Annotated in this window: 14 protein-coding genes and 1 pseudogene; 11 read left to right on the top strand and 4 right to left on the bottom strand. The window is 71.7% G+C overall.

What is annotated here, in order from left to right:
- The first annotated feature begins 91 nt into the window (after positions 1–91).
- The 3 genes from K6I33_RS08720 (at position 92) to K6I33_RS08710 (ending at position 2,834) form a co-directional block, all read left to right on the top strand.
- Positions 92–841: a ComF family protein gene (locus K6I33_RS08720; protein WP_229349530.1), complete on the top strand. Its 750-nt coding sequence runs from the start codon at positions 92–94 to the stop codon at positions 839–841.
- 315 nt (positions 842–1,156) lie between these two features.
- Positions 1,157–1,843 (top strand): ribosome hibernation-promoting factor, HPF/YfiA family, encoded by a 687-nt coding sequence (gene hpf / locus K6I33_RS08715; protein ID WP_229349528.1) that lies wholly within the window; start codon positions 1,157–1,159, stop codon positions 1,841–1,843.
- Positions 1,844–2,090: 247 nt separating this feature from the next.
- Entirely contained in the window at positions 2,091–2,834 is a 744-nt protein-coding gene (locus K6I33_RS08710) for a response regulator transcription factor (protein WP_229349526.1), read from the top strand.
- A gap of 87 nt (positions 2,835–2,921) precedes the next feature.
- Here the strand turns inward: K6I33_RS08710 and K6I33_RS08705 are convergent, their stop codons facing one another.
- Together K6I33_RS08705 and K6I33_RS08700 are read right to left on the bottom strand one after the other, a co-directional pair.
- On the bottom strand, positions 2,922–4,175 hold the full coding sequence (locus tag K6I33_RS08705) for a winged helix-turn-helix domain-containing protein (protein ID WP_229349524.1): 1,254 nt from the start codon (positions 4,173–4,175) through the stop codon (positions 2,922–2,924).
- 13 nt (positions 4,176–4,188) lie between these two features.
- Positions 4,189–4,782, bottom strand: coding sequence for a GNAT family N-acetyltransferase (locus K6I33_RS08700; RefSeq protein WP_229349522.1), 594 nt, complete (start codon positions 4,780–4,782; stop codon positions 4,189–4,191).
- A 227-nt stretch (positions 4,783–5,009) separates the two neighbouring features.
- Between K6I33_RS08700 and secA the strand changes: the two genes are divergently transcribed.
- The gene (secA, locus tag K6I33_RS08695) at positions 5,010–7,829 is read left to right on the top strand and encodes a preprotein translocase subunit SecA (RefSeq protein WP_229349520.1); all 2,820 of its coding nucleotides are present in this window, start codon (positions 5,010–5,012) and stop codon (positions 7,827–7,829) included.
- A 60-nt stretch (positions 7,830–7,889) separates the two neighbouring features.
- Here the strand turns inward: secA and K6I33_RS08690 are convergent, their stop codons facing one another.
- Positions 7,890–8,330: an Rv3235 family protein gene (locus K6I33_RS08690; RefSeq protein ID WP_229349518.1), complete on the bottom strand. Its 441-nt coding sequence runs from the start codon at positions 8,328–8,330 to the stop codon at positions 7,890–7,892.
- Positions 8,331–8,618: 288 nt separating this feature from the next.
- On the opposite strand from K6I33_RS08690, the gene K6I33_RS08685 reads away from it, so the two are divergent.
- The 4 genes from K6I33_RS08685 to K6I33_RS08670 all read left to right on the top strand — a co-directional run bounded on the left by K6I33_RS08685 (position 8,619) and on the right by K6I33_RS08670 (position 16,446).
- A complete protein-coding gene (locus K6I33_RS08685; protein WP_229349516.1) occupies positions 8,619–9,122 on the top strand; it encodes a hypothetical protein in 504 nt (167 codons plus the stop codon).
- A gap of 35 nt (positions 9,123–9,157) precedes the next feature.
- A complete protein-coding gene (locus tag K6I33_RS08680) occupies positions 9,158–9,862 on the top strand; it encodes an HAD family hydrolase (RefSeq protein WP_229349514.1) in 705 nt (234 codons plus the stop codon).
- Between the two features lie 332 nt (positions 9,863–10,194).
- Positions 10,195–15,201, top strand: coding sequence for an NAD-glutamate dehydrogenase (locus K6I33_RS08675; protein ID WP_229349512.1), 5,007 nt, complete (start codon positions 10,195–10,197; stop codon positions 15,199–15,201).
- A gap of 84 nt (positions 15,202–15,285) precedes the next feature.
- Positions 15,286–16,446 (top strand): hypothetical protein, encoded by a 1,161-nt coding sequence (locus K6I33_RS08670; RefSeq protein WP_229349510.1) that lies wholly within the window; start codon positions 15,286–15,288, stop codon positions 16,444–16,446.
- Here the strand turns inward: K6I33_RS08670 and K6I33_RS08665 are convergent.
- Positions 16,374–16,940 carry a GtrA family protein gene (locus tag K6I33_RS08665; RefSeq protein ID WP_229349508.1) on the bottom strand — a complete coding sequence of 189 codons (567 nt, stop codon included), beginning with the start codon at positions 16,938–16,940 and terminating at the stop codon, positions 16,374–16,376. The two genes, K6I33_RS08670 and K6I33_RS08665, sit on opposite strands and share 73 nt — an antisense overlap.
- 138 nt (positions 16,941–17,078) lie before the next feature.
- Here K6I33_RS08665 and K6I33_RS08660 point away from each other — a divergent pair, with 138 nt between their 5' ends.
- The 3 genes and pseudogenes from K6I33_RS08660 to K6I33_RS08650 form a co-directional block, all read left to right on the top strand.
- Positions 17,079–18,158 (top strand): sugar phosphate nucleotidyltransferase, encoded by a 1,080-nt coding sequence (locus tag K6I33_RS08660; RefSeq protein WP_229349506.1) that lies wholly within the window; start codon positions 17,079–17,081, stop codon positions 18,156–18,158.
- Between the two features lie 107 nt (positions 18,159–18,265).
- The gene (locus tag K6I33_RS08655) at positions 18,266–19,081 is read left to right on the top strand and encodes a polyprenol monophosphomannose synthase (RefSeq protein WP_229349504.1); all 816 of its coding nucleotides are present in this window, start codon (positions 18,266–18,268) and stop codon (positions 19,079–19,081) included.
- Between the two features lie 3 nt (positions 19,082–19,084).
- Positions 19,085–19,683 (top strand): annotated as a pseudogene (locus tag K6I33_RS08650) (hypothetical protein); the annotation flags it as partial.

The following is a 19,683-nucleotide window of genomic DNA, read 5'->3' as shown; positions in this document are numbered from 1 at the left end:
GCGTTCGCGCAGGCCAGGGGCCGTGTTCCGGCGGCGCCGCGGGTTTTCCACAGGGGTGGCGGCTTCCGGGGCCGCGCGCGAGAGTGGAGCCATGCGCGGGTGGTGGCAGGAGCTCGCCGGCCTGGTGGCGCCGGTGGACTGCGCGGGGTGCGGGCTGCCGCGGTCCGTGCTGTGCGAGGGATGCCGTGCGGAGCTGTGCGGGCGGGCGGCGCGGCGGGTGCGGCCCGATCCGGTCCCGCCCGGGCTGCCGCCCGTGCACGCCTCCGCGCGGTACGAGGGCGGGGTGCGCTCGGCGCTGATCGCCCACAAGGAGCGGGGCGGGCTCGCGCTGGCCGAGCCGCTGGGCGCCGCGCTGGCGGGCGCGGTGCGGGCGGCCGGTCGTCCTGGTGCGGCGTGGGGCGTACGGGGCCGGAGCGGCCCGTTATTGCTCGTGCCGGTGCCGTCCGCGCGGTCGGCGGTGGCCGGGCGGGGGCATGACGCCGGGCGGCGGGTCGCGCTGGCGGCGGCCCGGGCACTGCGCGGCTCCGGGGTGCCCGCGCGGGTGGCGGCGGTGCTGCGGCTGCGGCGGGCCGTCCTCGACCAGTCGGGCCTGGACGCCCGGCGGCGCGCGGCGAACGTGGCGGGGGCGATGGAGGCCGCCCGGGGAGCGGAGCGGCTGTGGCGCTCGGGAGAGCAGGTGGTGCTGGTGGACGACCTCATGACGACCGGTGCCTCGCTGGCGGAGGCGGCCCGCGCGGTGACGGTCCGCGACGCCCGGGTCATGGCCGCCGCCGTGATCGCGGCGGCACCGAGAGCGTTCGGAAACAAACCGGAACTGACGGGGAACGCCCCGCGTTGCTGAGGGAAACGGCCGGAAAACACCTGAACGGAGGTACGTCGAGATAGGGGGTACCGACGGGCTTCCGAGCGAGATATGTTCGGTTGTGAGGAAGGGCAGGATCTATGCCTGGTATCTCCGATTGGCGTGCTTTGTACGCCCGGGCGGAAGCTTGTAAGTAGCCCGTGGAGCCTTGAGGCCGGTGGGGTGTAGATCTTGCCGACGGGGGAGGAGGAGGTGAAAACCGCTTAGTCGGTGGCTCCGGCTCTCCCCGGGGCCTGATGCAAGAGGGATGCGCTCCGCAACCTTCGGCGGAGCGATCCGGGAACGGAGTTCTGCGTGGACATCGTCGTCAAGGGCCGCAAGACAGAGGTGCCCGAGCGGTTTCGCAAGCACGTGGCCGAGAAGCTGAATCTGGACAAGGTCCAGAAGCTGGACGGCAAGCTGATTCGCCTCGACGTGGAGGTGTCCAAGGAGCCCAACCCGAGGCAGGCCGACCGCTCGGACCGAGTGGAGATCACGGTGATCTCCCGTGGACCGGTCATCCGCGCGGAGGCCGCAGCGGCGGATCCCTATGCCGCGCTCGATCTGGCCACGAGCAAGCTCGAGGCACAGCTGCGCAAGCAGAACGACAAGCGTCACTCCCGCCGGGGCAACGGACGCGTTCCGGCGAGCGGCGTCGGCGCCGTCAGCGGCGCCGCAGAGCTCAACGACAGCGGTGAACTCGTCGCGGAGCAGGCGGCGGGCGAGGTGCCCGTCACCCACATGGGACCACTGGAGATCCGGGGAGAAGGCCCCCTGGTGGTCCGCGAGAAGACCCACTCCGCGGCCCCCATGGCGCTCGACCAGGCGCTCTACGAGATGGAGTTGGTCGGCCACGATTTCTATCTGTTCGTCGACTCCGAGACCAAGATGCCCAGTGTCGTCTACCGGCGGCACGCGTACGACTACGGCGTCATCCGCCTGAACAGCGACCCCTTCTACAGCGGAGAGCCCGGAGGAGCGGGCGGAGAGCTCGGCGGCTGACCCGTGCGGCCCGGCCGTACGCCGCGGCCGGGCCCCGTGAGCCGCGGACCCGTGACGGTGCCCCGGAGCGCCCGGCGCGTTCCCGGGGCACCGCTTGTGCGGCGCGCCACCTCCGCGGCCGGGGAAGCACCGTCCGGCGGTCCGGCATGAAATCATGGCCCGGACCAATCACCGGTCCGCCGGAGCCGATTGGGGCGGCGCCGGACCGAGCGACCGCGACGGGCCATGGCCTTCAGGGGGAGGAACAATGGCGGACAGGTTCGGGCCCGTGATCGGGGCCGGCGAGGACGACGAGGAAGGCGCCCGGGACGGGCGGGACGCCGCGCGGAGGGAGCCGATCAGGGTCCTCGTCGTGGACGACCACGCCCTCTTCCGCAGGGGGCTGGAGATCGTCCTCAAGCACGAGGAGGACATCGAGGTCGTCGGGGAGGCCGGGGACGGCGCGGAGGCGGTGGACAAGGCGGCCGACCTGCTGCCCGACATCGTTCTCATGGACGTCCGGATGCCCAAGCGCGGCGGCATCGAGGCCTGCACCTCCATCAAGGAGGTGGCCCCCAGCGCGAAGATCATCATGCTGACGATCAGCGACGAGGAAGCCGACCTCTACGACGCCATCAAGGCCGGGGCGACCGGTTACCTCCTCAAGGAGATCTCCACCGACGAGGTGGCGACGGCCATCCGGGCGGTCGCCGACGGCCAGTCCCAGATCAGCCCGTCGATGGCCTCCAAGCTCCTGACCGAGTTCAAGTCGATGATCCAGCGCACCGACGAGCGCAGGCTGGTGCCCGCCCCCCGGCTCACCGACCGCGAGCTGGAGGTGCTCAAGCTCGTCGCCACCGGGATGAACAACCGCGACATCGCCAAGGAGTTGTTCATCAGCGAGAACACCGTCAAGAACCACGTCCGCAACATCCTGGAGAAGCTCCAGCTGCACTCCAGGATGGAAGCGGTCGTCTACGCGATGCGGGAGAAGATCCTCGAGATCCGCTGAGCCGCCGCCCGCCGCCCGCCGCCCGCCGGGCTGCCGGGCTGCCGTCCGCCGAACCGCCGCCCGCCGTCCGCCGGGCCGTCGCGGGGCTCAGCCGAGGGCGGTCACCAGGGCGGCGGCCAGCTTCGCGTCGTCGCAGCGCTCGACGCGCACACTGTCGCAGCCCACCCACTCGGCCGCCTCCCACAGCGCCCGGGCCATGGGCTCGACGGCCTTGGGGTCCTCGAGCGACACCTGCCGGGCCACCAGCGTCCGGCCGTCGCGCGCCGGATCCACCCGGCCCGCCAGCCGGCCGCCCGTCAGCAGCGGCATCGCGAAATACCCGTGGACGCGCTTGTCCTTGGGGACATACGCCTCCAGCCGGTGGGTGAAGCCGAATATCCGCTCCGTGCGCGGCCGGTCCCAGATCAGCGAGTCGAACGGCGAGAGCAGCGCCGTACGGTGCCGGCCCCGGGGCTCCTCGGCCAGCGCCGCCGGGTCGGCCCAGGCCGCCTTGTCCCAGCCCGCCACCTCGACCGGTACCAGCCCCGTGCCGTCGACGACCGCGTCGACCTGCTCGCCCTTGAGCCGGTGATAGTCCGCCAGGTCCGCGCGCGTCGCCACGCCCATTGCCGCGCCCGCCTGGGCCACCAGGCGCCGTATGCACTCGGTGTCGTCGAGGTCGTCGTGGAAGAGGGCGTCCGGCACGGCGCGCTCGGCCAGGTCGTAGACCCGCTTCCAGCCGCGTCGGCGGGTGCAGACCACCTCGCCGGTGTCCAGCAGCCACTCCACCGCGATCTTCGTCTCGGACCAGTCGTACCAATCGCCGCCGTTCTTGGCGCCGCCCAGATCCGTGGCCGTCAGCGGGCCCTCGGCCCTGAGCCGGTCCCGGACGGCCGCGCACGAGCGGTCGGCGTCCGCCATGATGTGCCAGCGGTGGCCGCGCTCCCGCATGGCCCGGCGGCGGAAGGCGAACAGCGGCCACTCCTCGATCGGCAGAATGCACGCCGCGTGCGACCAGTACTCGAAGGCCCCCGTCTCGGCGTCCCCGCTCCAGTACGCCTCCTCGACCGCGCTCCGCCCGACGGCGCCCAGCCGGGCGTAGGGCACCAGCTCGTGCGAGCGGGCGAGCACCGAGATCGTGTCCAGCTGGACCGCGCCCAGCCGGCGCAGCACTCCCCGGGGGCCCGCCTTCCGGTCGGGCGTGCCGAGCAGGCCCTGCGCGCACAGGGCCAGCCGGCGCGCCTCGTCGGCGGAGAGCCGGACGGCGGCCCCGTGGTCCCCGGAAGGGCGTGCGCCGGACGTACCGGCCTTGACGGTGACGGCAGTTGTCATGCCGATCACCCTAGAGGGGACCACTGACATCACCCGGTGATGATCAGCCGCGCCCGGGAAACGGCAGGTAGGGGGTCCGGGTCGGCCGGCCGAGGTCCGAGGGGAGCAGCGAGCCGGTCCAGGCGTCGCGGCGGGTGCCGTTGTGGACGATCTTCGAGCGCATGGTGCCCTCCATCCGGAACCCTGCCTTCAGGGCGACGCCGCGCGAGCCCTCGTTGCCCGCCTCGGCGTACCACTCCAGGCGCTCGACGCCCAGGTCCTCGAAGGCCCAGCGGATCACCTCGCGCGCGGCCTCCACGGTGTAGCCGCGGCCGCGGGCCTCCTTGGCCGTCCAGTAGCCGAGCTCGGCCTGGCGTTCGGGGGTGTACAGCTCGGCGAGCCGCACCAGGCACATGGAGCCGACGAGCCGGCCGCCCTCGCGCGAGAAGAGACCGAACGTGTACATGGAGTCATCGCGCCAGCCGTCCGGGCACTTCGTCCCGATGAACGCGCGGGCGTCCTCCGGTGTGTAGGGGGAGGGCACGCTGGTGTAGCGCGGGATGTCCGGGTCCTGGCAGGCCGCGTGCACGGCGGGTACGTCCGACGAGGTGAACGGGCGCAGCAGCAGGCGTTCGGTGGTCAGATGTATGGGCTCCATGGGCGGAGTCTAGATTCGGGGCGCTTCGGACGTGTCCGAATTTCGCCGCTCCGGCACCTTCCGGGAGTGCCGTTCGTTCTCACAGTGGGTGACACCCGGCCTCGGTGATGACGGACCTCCCGGCGTGGTGGGGTCCTCGCTTACGATGGCCGTTGCGGCGGGGACTGTCCCGTCGTGCCCGCGCACCCCAACCGTGCCCAGGCCCGACCGGCAAGGAGCCAGCCTACGTGTCCGTCTTCGGCAAGATCATGCGTGCAGGAGAAGGCAAGATCCTGCGCAAGCTGCACCGCATCGCGGACCAGGTCAATTCCATCGAAGAGGACTTCCTGCACCTCTCCGACGCTGAGCTGCGCGCCCTGACCGAGGAGTACAAGCAGCGGTACGCCGACGGCGAGAGCCTGGACGACCTGCTGCCGGAGGCCTTCGCGACCGTCCGTGAGGCCGCCAAGCGCGTCCTGGGCCAGCGGCACTACGACGTCCAGCTCATGGGTGGCGCCGCGCTGCACCTGGGCTATGTCGCGGAGATGAAGACCGGTGAGGGCAAGACCCTCGTCGGCACCCTCCCGGCGTACCTGAACGCGCTGTCGGGCGAGGGCGTCCACCTGATCACGGTGAACGACTACCTGGCGGAGCGCGACTCGGAGTTGATGGGCCGGGTGCACAAGTTCCTGGGCCTGTCGGTCGGCTGCATCCTCGCCAACATGACCCCGGCGCAGCGCCGCGAGCAGTACGGCTGCGACATCACGTACGGCACGAACAACGAGTTCGGCTTCGACTACCTGCGCGACAACATGGCGTGGTCCCAGGACGAGCTGGTCCAGCGCGGGCACAACTTCGCCGTGGTCGACGAGGTCGACTCCATCCTGGTCGACGAGGCCCGTACGCCGCTGATCATCTCCGGCCCGGCCGACCAGGCCACGAAGTGGTACGGCGACTTCGCCAAGCTCGTCACCCGCCTGACCAAGGGTGAGCCGGCGAACCCGCAGAAGGGCGTCGAGGAGACCGGCGACTACGACGTCGACGAGAAGAAGCGCACGGTCGCCATCCACGAGGCCGGCGTGGCCAAGGTCGAGGACTGGCTGGGCATCGACAACCTCTACGAGTCGGTCAACACCCCCCTCGTCGGCTATCTGAACAACGCCATCAAGGCGAAGGAACTGTTCAAGAAGGACAAGGACTACGTCGTCATGGACGGCGAAGTCATGATCGTCGACGAGCACACCGGGCGTATCCTCGCCGGCCGCCGCTACAACGAGGGCATGCACCAGGCGATCGAGGCGAAGGAAGGGGTGGACATCAAGGACGAGAACCAGACGCTCGCCACGATCACCCTTCAGAACTTCTTCCGCCTCTACTCCAAGCTGTCCGGTATGACCGGTACGGCCATGACCGAGGCCGCCGAGTTCCACCAGATCTACAAGCTCGGCGTGGTGCCGATCCCGACGAACCGTCCGATGCAGCGCAAGGACCAGTCGGACCTGATCTACCGCACCGAGGTCGCGAAGTTCGCCGCCGTCGTCGAGGACATCGCCGAGAAGCACGAGAAGGGCCAGCCGATCCTGGTCGGCACGACCTCGGTCGAGAAGTCCGAGTACCTCTCGCAGCAGCTGTCCAAGCGCGGCATCCCGCACGAGGTCCTCAACGCCAAGCACCACGAGCGCGAGGCCCAGATCGTCGCCCAGGCGGGCCGCAAGGGCGCCGTCACCGTCGCCACCAACATGGCCGGCCGCGGTACGGACATCAAGCTCGGCGGCAACCCCGACGACCTCGCCGAGGCGGAGCTGCGCCAGCGCGGCCTGGACCCGGTGGAGCACGTCGAGGAGTGGGCGGCCGCGCTGCCCGCCGCCCTGGAGAAGGCCGAGGCCGCGGTCAAGGCCGAGTTCGAGGAGGTCAAGGGCCTCGGTGGGCTCTACGTCCTCGGCACCGAGCGCCACGAGTCGCGCCGTATCGACAACCAGCTGCGCGGTCGTTCCGGCCGTCAGGGCGACCCGGGCGAGTCCCGCTTCTACCTGTCGCTGGGCGACGACCTGATGCGCCTGTTCAAGGCCCAGATGGTCGAGCGCGTGATGGCCATCGCCAACGTCCCCGACGATGTGCCGATCGAGAACAAGATGGTCACCCGGGCCATCGCCTCCGCCCAGTCGCAGGTCGAGCAGCAGAACTTCGAGACCCGTAAGAACGTCCTGAAGTACGACGAGGTGCTCAACCGCCAGCGCGAGGTCATCTACGCCGAGCGCCGTCGCGTCCTGGAGGGCGAGGACCTCCACGAGCAGGTCGCCCACTTCATGGACGACACCATCGACGACTACATCCGCCAGGAGACCGTCGAGGGCTTCGCCGAGGAGTGGGACCTGGAGCGGCTGTGGGGCGCCTTCAAGCAGCTCTACCCGGTCAAGGTCACCATCGAGGAGCTGGAGGACGCGGCGGGCGACCGCGCGGGCATCACCGCCGAGTTCATCGCCGAGTCCGTCAAGGACGACATCCACGACCAGTACGCCGCCCGTGAGGAGCAGCTCGGCTCCGACATCATGCGCGAGCTGGAGCGCCGCGTCGTGCTGTCCGTCCTGGACCGCAAGTGGCGTGAGCACCTCTACGAGATGGACTACCTCCAGGAGGGCATCGGCCTGCGGGCGATGGCCCAGAAGGACCCCCTGGTCGAGTACCAGCGCGAGGGCTTCGACATGTTCACCGCGATGATGGAGGGCATCAAGGAGGAGTCGGTCGGCTACCTGTTCAACCTGGAGGTCCAGGTCGACCAGCAGCTCGAGGAGGTCCCCGTCGAGCAGCGCGAGGCGCCGTCCCTGGAGAAGGTCCAGGACACCGTGCCCGCCGCCCGCCCGGAGATCCGCGCGAAGGGCCTGGACACCCCGCAGCGCCCCGACCGGCTGCACTTCTCCGCCCCCACGGTGGACGGCGAGGCCGGTCTCGACGAGCGTGACCTCACGGGTGACGAGATGACCGAGTACCGCTCCGAGGCGGACGGCCTGACCCGCGCCGAGCGCCGCAAGGCCCAGCGCGGCGCCGGCGGCCGCCGCCGCAAGAAGTAACGGCGCGGCACAGGCTCATAGGAGGGCGGGACACCACCGGTGTCCCGCCCTCCGTCGTGTTCAGGCACGGGCTCCGCCCAGCTCCACGGCGGCGCACCGCCACCGCCGGTCCGGGCAGTGCTCCAGCCGGAAGGCCAGCGCCCGCAGCCGGTCGCCCGAGGCGATCCGGGCGAACGCCTCGATCACCCCGGGCCGGGGCTGGAACTCGTCGCAGTGGCGTACGAAGGGGATGCCGTGCCCCGGCGGGACGGGCCGCAGGGGCGCCCCGGGCGCCAGCTCGGCCAGCTGGTCGTAGGCCGCGGGCAGGGTGTGCCCGAGCATCCAGTGCACCGGGCGCTGCCCGCTGAGGGTCAGCAGCAGCCGCTCGGCGAACCAGTAGCGCGGATGGCGCCGCTCGCGTTCGTGGCGCCGGGCGGCCGCGTCGGCGGCGGGCCGCCGGGAGTCCGTGCGCCGCGGCGGCGCGGCCGGGCCTGTGCCGGCGGGTCCCCTGGTCCTGTACACGCGATCGCCCCCGGCTGTGTGCGGCCCGGCTGGCACCGGGCGTGGCTTCGGTCGGTGGATCTTCTACCGGCGCCGTTCGGGGGCGGGCAAGGACGTCCCCGGGCCGGCCGCCGGACCGGAGTCGTTCACCTATCAGGGGGACCCCGGCCCCGCGGGGCGGGCACGGCGGGCGACCGGGGCGTGCGGGCCGAGGCCCCCTATGGGGCCTCCGGCACTTCGAAGGGGGACTCGCGCCCGTATGCTGGCAGCACTGTTCGTAAGCCCTCAGAAAGCAGGAAAGCGGCGGTCATGCGCGTCTACGTCCCCCTGACCCTCCACGGCCTCGCCGAGGCGCACAAGGCGGGCCTGCTGGGCCCGGCGCCGCTGGACGCCTACGCCGTCACCCCCGCCCTGCGCGAGTGGTACGTCTCGGACGACACCGAGGAACTGGAGTACGCGGCGCTGAGCCGGGCCGCGCAGGGCTCGCTGCGGCAGCTGGCGGCCGATCCGGGGGCGCCCCGGCGGCGCGTGGTCGTCGCGGTCGACGTGCCCGACGCGGCGGTGACCGCCGACCCGGAGCGCGGGCCGGACCGGTCGGCGCTCGGCGAGGTGCGGCTCGCGGAGGCCGTGCCGCTGAGGAAGGCGGCCTCGGTGCACGTCGACGCGGACGACGCCGAGGAGGACGTGGCCGCCGCCGCGGCCGCGCTGGGCGCCGCCGACCAGGGCGACGACGACGCGCAGTTCACCGTGGACGGGGCCGACGACCACGAGCTGATGTGGTTCGGCGTCCAGGAGATCCCGAACCTCGTCTGAGGGGTCTGTCGGACCCGGACGGTACGGTCGTGAGCATGGGGACGCAGAGCATGGGCACGCTGGGCAACGGGGAGCGGGGCGCACAGGCCACGCCGCACATCGTCTGGGACTGGAACGGGACGCTGTTCCACGACACCGACGCGGTGATCACGGCGACCAACGCCGCCTTCGCCGAGATCGGCCTGGCGCCCATCACCCTGGCCAGGTACCGGGAGCTGTACTGCGTCCCGATCCCGCGCTTCTACGAGCGCCTGATGGGGCGCCTCCCCACGTCGGCCGAGTGGGAGCGGATGGACGTCGTCTTCCACCGGCACTACGCGGACCATCACATACGCTGCGGCCTCGCGGACGGCGCCGAGTCGCTGCTGGCCCGCTGGCAGGACGCCGGCGGCACCCAGTCGATCATGTCGATGTACGGGCACGAGGCCCTGGTGCCGCTGGTGCGGGGCTTCGGCATCGAGCGCAGATTCATCCGGGTGGACGGACGCACCGGACCTTCCGGCGGCAGCAAGACGGAGCACATGGTGCGCCATCTCACGGGGCTGGACGGCGTGGCCGCCCGGCGTACCGTGGTCATCGGGGACGCCGTGGACGACGCCGTCGCGGCGGCGCACGTCGGTGCGCACGCCGTGCTCTACACGGGCGGTTCGCACAGCCGGGACAGTCTCGCGGAGGCGGGCGTCCCGGTGGTGGACAGCCTGGCGGAGGCCGTCGCCGAGGCGGAACGTCTCGTGATCTGAGGCCGTGCTGTCCAGAGTGCGAAGGTTTCGTGGCCGTAATGTATAGAAGCAGCTCATGGACGCGTCCCGGGGGAAGGGCGATAGCCTTACCAGGTGATCAGCGCGATATCCAGCAGGGGCGCCGTCGCCCCTGTCCTGCCCCCGGGCCGCCACCGCGCCCGGGCCATCGCAGCGGATCCCCGGAGCCGGGCTCTCCTGGACGGCGTTCGCCGTGTTCCGCCCGGCCACCCCTCATCCCGGCGGACCGTCGGTGACGACCGGACACCCCGAGTCGCGACGTGAAGCCATCACCACCTATGTCACGCAACGGCGCGCGACAGGAGCCAGAGGACATGCAGACCAAGCTGGACGAAGCAAAGGCCGATTTGCTCGAGCGGGCGGCCCGCGTCGCTGAAGGCAGCCCGGGGGGAGCGCACCCGGCCGGCCCCAAGGGCGAGGGCGGACTCGACCAGAAGACCCTGACCGCCTACCTCCAGCGCTACTACCTGCACACCGCCCCCGAGGACCTCACCGGCCGTGACCCGGTCGATGTCTACGGCGCGGCCATCTCGCACTTCCGGCTGGCCGAGAACCGGCCGCAGGGCACCGCGAACGTGCGCGTCCACACGCCGACGGTCGAGGAGAACGGCTGGACGTCCAGCCACTCCGTCGTCGAGGTCGTCACCGACGACATGCCCTTCCTCGTCGACTCCGTCACCAATGAGCTCTCCCGCCAGAACCGCGGCATCCATGTCGTCATCCACCCGCAGGTCGTCGTCCGCCGCGATGTGACCGGCCGCCTCCTGGAGGTCCTCGGCTCCGCCTGCGACGCGCACGGCAACGGCAAGGACGCCGATCTGCCGCACGACGCGCTCGTCGAGTCCTGGATCCACGTCGAGACCGACCGCGAGACCGACCGCGACGACCTCAAGCAGATCGAGGCCGACCTGCTGCGCGTCCTGTCCGACGTCCGCGAGACCGTCGAGGACTGGGGCAAGATGCGCGACGCCGCGCTGCGCATCGCCGAGGGCCTGGCCGAGGAGCCGACCGCCGACGTCCCGCAGACCGAGCTCGACGAGGCCCGTGAGCTGCTGCGCTGGCTGGCCGCCGATCACTTCACCTTCCTCGGCTACCGCGAGTACGACCTGACCAAGGTCACCACCGACGGCGAGGAGGAGGACGTCCTCACGGCCGTCCCCGGCACCGGCCTGGGCATCCTGCGCTCCGACCCCTCGCACACCGCGGGCGGGCACCACGTGGGCCACCACGCCCCGCTGCCCCGCCCCACCTCGCCGTCCTTCAGCCGGCTCCCGGCGGACGCCCGTGCCAAGGCCCGTGAGCACAAGCTGCTCGTCCTCACCAAGGCCAACAGCCGCGCCACCGTCCATCGCCCCTCCTACCTCGACTACGTCGGGGTGAAGAAGTTCGACGCCGCCGGCAACGTGGTCGGCGAGCGCCGCTTCCTGGGCCTGTTCTCCTCGGCCGCCTACACCGAGTCCGTCCGCCGCGTCCCGGTCATCCGCCGCAAGGTCGCCCGGGTCCTGGACGACGCCGGCTTCAGCCCCGACAGCCACGACGGGCGCGACCTGCTCCAGATCCTGGAGACCTACCCGCGCGACGAGCTCTTCCAGATCCAGGCCGACCAGCTGCGCGCCATCGCCACCAGCGTGCTCTACCTCCAGGAACGCCGCCGGCTGCGGCTGTACCTGCGCCGCGACGAGTACGGGCGCTTCTACTCCGCCCTGGTCTACCTGCCGCGCGACCGCTACACCACCGGCGTCCGGCTGCGCCTGATCGACATCCTCAAGGAAGAGCTCAACGGCACCAGCGTCGACTTCACGGCCTGGAACACCGAGTCGGTCCTCTCCCGGCTGCACTTCGTCGTCCGTGTCGAGCCCGGCTCCGCGCTGCCCGAGCTCTCCGAGGCCGACGCCGACCGCATCGAGGCCCGCCTGGTGGAGGCCGCCCGCTCCTGGGCCGACGGCTTCGCCGAGACGCTCACCGCCGAGGTCGGCGAGGAGCGCGCCGCCGAGCTGCTGCGCCGCTACGGCCAGGCCTTCCCCGAGGGCTACAAGGCCGACCACACCCCGCGCAGCGCCGTCTCCGACCTCTCCCACCTGGAGAAGCTGACCACCGCCGGCGGTGCGCAGGACTTCGAGCTCAGCCTGTACGAGCCGGTCGGCGCGGGCCCCGGCGAGCGCCGCTTCAAGATCTACCGCACGGGCGAGCCCGTCTCCCTCTCCGCCGTCCTGCCGGTCCTCCACCGGCTCGGCGTCGAGGTCGTCGACGAGCGCCCGTACGAGCTGCGCTGCGCCGACCGGACCACCGCCTGGATCTACGACTTCGGGCTGCGGCTGCCCCAGGACATCGTGGGCGACAACGCGCGCAACCGCTTCCAGGAGGCCTTCGCGGCCGTGTGGACCGGCGCCGCGGAGAACGACAACTTCAACAACCTCGTGCTGCGGGCCGGTCTCGACTGGCGCCAGGCGATGGTGCTGCGGGCCTACGCCAAGTACCTCCGGCAGGCCGGTACGACCTTCAGCCAGGCGTACATGGAGGACACCCTCAGCAACAACGTCCACACCACCCGCCTCCTGGTCAACCTGTTCGAGGCCCGGATGTCCCCGGCCCTCCCGCAGGACGGCCGGAACGAGCTGATCGAGGGCCTGCTGGAGGAGCTGGAGGGCGCCCTCGACCAGGTGGCGAGCCTGGACGAGGACCGCATCCTGCGCTCCTTCCTCACCGTCATCAAGGCCACGCTGCGCACCAACCACTTCCAGCGGAACGGCCAGGGCGAGCCGCACGCGTACCTCTCGCTGAAGCTGGACCCGCAGGCCATCCCGGACCTGCCCGCGCCCCGCCCGGCCTTCGAGATCTGGGTCTACTCGCCGCGCGTCGAGGGTGTGCACCTGCGCTTCGGCAAGGTCGCCCGAGGCGGTCTGCGCTGGTCCGACCGGCGCGAGGACTTCCGCACCGAGATCCTGGGCCTGGTCAAGGCGCAGATGGTGAAGAACACCGTCATCGTGCCCGTCGGCGCCAAGGGCGGCTTCGTCGGCAAGCGGCTCCCGGACCCGTCCGTGGACCGTGACGCGTGGCTCGCCGAGGGCATCGCCTCGTACAAGACCTTCATCTCCGGTCTGCTCGACATCACCGACAACATGGTCGGCGGCGAGGTCGTCCACCCCAAGGACGTCGTCCGCCACGACGAGGACGACACCTACCTCGTCGTCGCCGCCGACAAGGGCACCGCGACCTTCTCCGACATCGCCAACGGGGTCGCCGAGTCCTACGGCTTCTGGCTGGGCGACGCCTTCGCCTCCGGCGGCTCGGCCGGCTACGACCACAAGGGCATGGGCATCACCGCCCGTGGCGCCTGGGAGTCGGTCAAGCGCCACTTCCGCGAGCTGGGCCACAACACCCAGACCGAGGACTTCACGGTCGTCGGCGTCGGCGACATGTCCGGTGACGTCTTCGGCAACGGCATGCTGCTCTCCGAGCACATCCGCCTGGTCGCCGCCTTCGACCACCGCCACATCTTCATCGACCCGAACCCGGACGCGGCGGTCTCCTACGCCGAGCGCCGCCGGCTCTTCGAGCTGCCCCGCTCCTCCTGGGCCGACTACAACACCAAGCTGCTCTCCGCGGGCGGCGGCGTGCACCCCCGCAGCGCCAAGTCGATCCCGGTCAACGCCCATGTGCGCGAGGCCCTGGGCATCGCCCCCGGCGTCACCAAGGTGACCCCCGCCGAGCTGATGAAGGCCATCCTCAGCTCCCCGGTCGACCTCCTGTGGAACGGCGGCATCGGCACGTACGTCAAGGCGTCCACCGAGTCGCACGGCGACGTGGGCGACAAGGCCAACGACGCCATCCGCGTCGACGGCCGGGACCTGCGCGTCAAGGTCGTCGGCGAGGGCGGCAACCTCGGTCTGACCCAGCTCGGCCGCATCGAGTTCGCCCTCACCGGCGGCCCGGACTCGACCGGCGGCAGGGTCAACACCGACGCCATCGACAACAGCGCCGGCGTGGACACCTCCGACCACGAGGTGAACATCAAGATCCTGCTCAACGGCCTCGTGAACGACGGCGACATGACCGTCAAGCAGCGCAACAAGCTGCTGGCCGAGATGACCGACGAGGTCGGCGAGCTGGTGCTGCGCAACAACTACGCGCAGAACGTGGCCCTGGCCAACGGTGTGGCCCAGGCGCCCAGCCTGCTCCACGCCCACCAGCGGATCATGCGCCGCCTCACCCGCGACGGCCACCTCGACCGCGCCCTGGAGTTCCTGCCCTCCGACCGGCAGATCCGGGAGCGGCTGACCGCCGGCCGCGGGCTGACCCAGCCCGAGCTGGCCGTCCTGCTCGCCTACATCAAGATCACCACGGCGGAGGAGCTGCTCACCACCGGGCTGCCCGACGACCCGTACCTCCAGCGACTGCTCTACGCCTACTTCCCGCAGGCCCTGCGCACGTCGTTCGGCGAGCACATCGACAACCACGCGCTGCGCCGCGAGATCGTCACGACCGTCCTGGTCAACGACACGGTCAACTCCGGTGGCTCGACCTTCCTCCACCGTCTGCGGGAGGAGACCGGCGCCTCGCTGGAGGAGATCGTCCGGGCGCAGACCGCGGCCCGCGAGATCTTCTCGCTGAACGAGGTCTGGGACGCCGTCGAGGGCCTGGACAACGTGGTCGCCGCCGACGCCCAGACCCGGATCCGGCTCCACTCGCGCCGGCTGGTCGAGCGCGGCACCCGCTGGCTGCTCAACAACCGCCCGCAGCCGCTGGCGCTCGCGGAGACCATCGGGTTCTTCCGCGACGGCGTGGACATGGTCTGGGCCGAGCTGCCCAAGCTGCTGCGCGGCGCCGACATGGAGTGGTGGCAGTCCATCCACGACGAGCTCGTCGCCGCCGAGGTGCCCGACGAGCTGGCGGTCAAGGTCGCGGGCTTCTCGTCCGTCTTCCCGGCGCTGGACATCGTCGCCACCGCCGAGCGCACGGGCAAGGAGCCGCTGGACGTCGCCGAGGTCTACTACGACCTGGCCGACCGGCTGCACATCACCCAGCTGATGGACCGCATCATCGACCTGCCGCGCGCCGACCGCTGGCAGTCCATGGCCCGCGCCTCCATCCGTGAGGACCTCTACGCGGCCCACGCCGCCCTGACGGCCGAGGTCCTCTCCGTGGGCAACGGCTCCTCCACGCCGGAGCAGCGCTTCGGCACGTGGGAGGAGCAGAACGCCCCGATCCTGACCCGGGCGCGGACGACGCTCGACGAGATCCGCGGATCGGACGCGTTCGACCTGGCCAACCTGTCGGTGGCCATGCGGACGATGCGCACCCTGCTGCGTTCGCACACCTGACGGGTGACCGCCGCACCGGCATGAAGGGGGCGGCTCCGGGGAAAACCCCCGGGGCCGCCCTTTTCGCATGTGTAAGAGAGTCGGATGACAGTCGTTCCACGGCTCGCGGCCACCCGGACGGCGTACCGGGAGGCGGTCGTCGCGGCGGCCGTCCAGCTGGCCGTCGCCGCCGTCGGCTTCGCCGTCCTGCTGCTGGTCAACCACCACCTCGGCCATGGGACGCGCTGGCTGCTGTACCGCTGGGACAGCGGCAACTACCTCCGGATCGCCGAGCGGGGCTATCCCCGGCTCATCCCCCACCGCCCCGACGGCACGCCCGACTACACCCGGCTCGCCTTCTTCCCGCTCGTCCCCGCGTTGATCCGCGGTCTGCACCTGGTGACCGGCCTGCCCCACGCCTACGCCGGGGTGCTGATCTCCTGGTGCGCGGCGGCGGTGGCCGGGGCCGGGGTGTACACGCTCGTGCGGTGCTGCGGGGGAGGCCGGGGCGCCGGGTACGCGTGCGTGGCGCTGTGGTCCTGCTCGCCGTACGCCTTCGCGCTGTGGGTGCCGTACTCGGAGGCGGTCTTCAGCGCCCTGCTGATGTGGGCCCTGGTCGCCCTGGTGCGGCGCCGCTGGGTCGCGGCGGGCGTCCTCGCCGCCCTGGCGGGCCTCGTACGGCCGACGGCGACGGTGCTGATCGCCACGGTGCTGCTGGCCGCCGGAGGGGCGGTGCTGCGCCGCCGGGACGGCGCGCGGCCGTGGGCGGCGCTGGTCCTGGCGCCGCTGGGGCTGCTGGCCGGCTGGCTCTATCTGGGCAGCCGGGTGGGGCGCTGGGACGGCTGGTTCGAGGCGGAGCGGGCGTGGGGGCAGACGTTCGACTTCGGCGCGGGCACCGCCGAATTCCTGCGGGAGGTCCTGCTCTACCGTGATCCCCGCGCGGCCGCCGATGTGCGCCACGCCGCCGTGCTCGCCCTGGTGCTGCTGACGGCGGCGGCGGTGGTGGCGCTGGCACTGGACCGGCGGGTGCCCTGGCCGCTGGTCGTGGCCGTCGCCGGGGCATGGCTGCTGATGGTGGGGACGCCGGGCTCGCCGTACTCCAAACCACGTTTCATGCTGCCGTTCCTGCCGGTTCCGCTGTTGTTGGCGGCCCGGCCGCTCGCGCGTGTTCCGCTGGGGGTGCGGGTGTGTCTCTACGGTGGAGGTGCGGTGGTCTCGGGTTGGTACGCGGCCGGGTTGCTCGTGCTGTTCGACGGGTCGCCGTGATTCGACGGGTCGCCGTGAGGGGAGCCGTGGCGCACCGCGTGCCCGGGCAGGGCCCGGAACACCCAGGCGCGGTAGGACCAGAAGCGGAACAGGGTCGCCGCGCCGATGCCCAGGAACTTGAAGAGGTTGCCGAGGAGCGCGCCGTTCCAGCCGAAGCCGTAGGTGGCGATGTAGAGGACACCGTTCTCGATCACCAGTCCGATGCCGCTGAAGGCCGCGAAGAGGGCGATCTCCCTGCTGCGGTGGCCCTTGTCGCGCTCGCGGTAGGTGAAGTGGCGCAGCCCCAGGTAGTTGAAGGCGATCGCCACCGCCGTCGCGACCACGCTGCAGCGCACCACCGGCAGCCCGGTGGCCCCCCGGCACACGTTGAAGACCCCGAGGTTCACAAAGATCCCCAGCCCGCCCACGGTGCCGAACTTCGCGAACTCCCGGGCCAGCGCCGACAGCCTTCCCCGGCCGGGCGGACGTGGCCCCCTCGATTCCGTCGGTCGCAAGGGCATCTCCAGATACGGTCGCCACGCGTAGCGGACATCTCACGTAGACAACCGATTGTAGTGTAAATTGCCGCAAAAACTGACGCAGTGCGACAGCGTGACCACAATGGGCGAGAGTCGGTATGGCGAGGAACTGGCATGACTGAGGCGGTACTGCTCGTCGGAGGCAAGGGGACCCGGCTCCGGCCGCTCACCATCAACACGCCGAAACCCATGGTCCCGGCCGCCGGGGTGCCCTTCCTCGCCCATCAGCTGGCCCGCGCCAGAGCCGCCGGCGTCGAGCACGTCGTGCTCGCCACCTCCTACCTCGCCGAGGTCTTCGAGCCCTACTTCGGCGACGGCTCCGCCCACGGCCTGCGGCTCACCTACGTCCACGAGGAGGAGCCCCTGGGCACGGGCGGGGCCATCCGGCACGCCTCCATCGCCCTGACCTCCGGGCCCGCCGACCCCGTCCTCGTCTTCAACGGCGACATCCTCACCGGCCTCGACATCGGGGACCTGCTGCTGCGCCACGAACGCGCCCGCGCCGACGTCACCCTCCACCTCACCCGGGTGGCCGACCCCCGCGCGTTCGGCCTGGTCCCCACCGACCCCGACGGCCGCGTCCTGGCCTTCACCGAGAAGCCGCGCCGCCCCGAGGAGATCGTCACCGACCAGATCAACGCCGGCGCCTATGTCTTCCGGCGCGAGATCATCGACGCCATCCCCCGGGGACGGCCGGTCTCCGTCGAGCGGGAGACCTTCCCCGGGCTGCTGGCCGCCCGGGCCCTGCTGCACGGGGTGGTCGACGCCTCGTACTGGCTGGACCTGGGCCGCCCCTCCTCCTTCGTCCAGGCGTCCGCCGACCTCGTGCGCGGCGTCGTCCACTCCCCGGCCGTCCCCGGGGACCCCGGCGAGTACCTGGTGCTGCCCGGCGCCCGGGTGGAGGACGGGGCGCGGTTGCTGGGTGGCACGGTGGTGGGGGCCGGCGCCCATGTCGCGGCGGGCGCTGTCGTGGAGGGCTCCGTCGTCCTGGACGGCGCCCGGATCGAGGAGGGCGCGCACGTCCGGGTGTCCATGGTCGGCGCCGGTGCCCGGGTCGGTCCCCGGACCCTCCTGGACGACGTGGTGATCGGGGACCGCTCCGACGTCGGCGCGGACAACGAGCTGCGCGAGGGGGCGCGCGTCTGGTGCGGGACCGCGATCCCCGACGCCGCAATCCGCTTCTCGGCCGTCTGACCGTCACCACCTGCCCGCACGCGAACACCGACTTAGTGTTTGAACGGCCGACGACGACCAACTGTCGCAGGCCGCCCGCTCCGCTCCCGTCTGCCGAGGATCCGCCCATGAGCCCTCCGCGCACCCAGCCCGCCGCCACACCGCTCCCCGCCGAATGGGGCCGCACCCCGCTGACCGTGGTGATGCCGACGTACAACGAGGCGCAGAACCTCCCCACCATGGCCGAGGCGCTCATGGCCCTGCCCCTCGAAGGGCTGCGGCTGCTGGTGGTCGACGACAACAGCCCCGACGGCACGGGCACCGTCGCCGAACAACTGGCCGAGAAGTACAACGAGCCCGGCCGGACGCGCATGGGCGTCATGCACCGCACCACCAAGGACGGCCTCGGCCGCGCCTACGCCGCCGGCATGGAGCGGGCCGTCGCCGAGGGCGCCGTGTACGTGCTCCAGATGGACGCCGACGGCAGCCACCCCACCGGGAAGATCTCCGAGATGCTCGGCGTCGCCCTCGCCACCGGCGCGGACGTGGTCGTCGGCAGCCGGTACGTGCCCGGGGGCACCCTCTCCGACGCCTGGAAGGCCCACCGCAAACTGCTCTCCCGCTGGGCCAACGCCTACGCCAGCGGGATCCTCGGCACCCGGGTCCGCGACATCACCGGCGGCTTCAACCTGTGGAGCGCGGACGCGCTGCGGGCCGTGGGGCTCGGCAGCGTCGACAGCGCGGGCTACAGCTTCCAGGTCGAGACCAAATACCGCGCGCTGCGCGCCGGTTTCACGGTCATGGAGGTGCCCATCCACTTCGAGGACCGCACCGCCGGGGAGTCGAAGATGAACCTGGCCGTGCAACTCGAATCCGTGGCCATGCCCTGGCGGCTGCGGTCCAGAGCGCTCCGCGCGCCGGCGGCCGGCAAGCGCCCCCGCTGACCCGTGAGCCCGCCCACGGCCTTCAGGACGCCCCGGCCGCCGCTCTCGCGGACCTTCCCGCCGCGCCGGGCGGGCCTGCCGCGCCGGACGGCCGCGGTCGCCGTCCTGCTGCTGGGCGTCCTGCTGCTGCTCATGGTGGTGCGGCTGCCGTGGTCCGGCGACCTGGGGATGCACGCCGCGGTCCTGGAGCGGCTGCGCGCGGACCTGGTCCACCCGGGCAACCCCCTGGTGGACGAGGACACGCCGAGCCCGTACTACTCGCCGTGGACGGTCGCGCTGGCGCTGCTGGCGACGGTGACCGGCTGGGGCACCTTCGGAGTGCTGCGGCTGGCCGGGCTCGCCGGTCTCGTCCTGCTGGGCACGGGCCTCGCCGCCTTCACCCGCACGTTCAGCCGGGCGCGCACCGCCGTGCCGCTCGCGCTGCTGTGCGTGCTGTTGCTGCACGGGGTGGTGCCGTTCGCGTGGAGCGGGGTGCCGGGGCTGGCCTCGCTCAGCCTGACCCTCGCCTATCCGGGCACCCTCGCCCTGGGCCTCTCCTGCTGGCTGTGGGCGCTGATGCGCCGGGCGCGGACGGACGACTGGGGGCCGGTGGGGTATCTGGG

The organism is Streptomyces sp. UNOB3_S3 (assembly GCF_020740895.1).
Classification (GTDB): Bacteria; Actinomycetota; Actinomycetes; order Streptomycetales; family Streptomycetaceae; genus Streptomyces.
The sequence above is the reverse complement of the archived record's forward strand: the minus strand, read 5'-3'. Positions and strand labels throughout refer to the sequence as shown.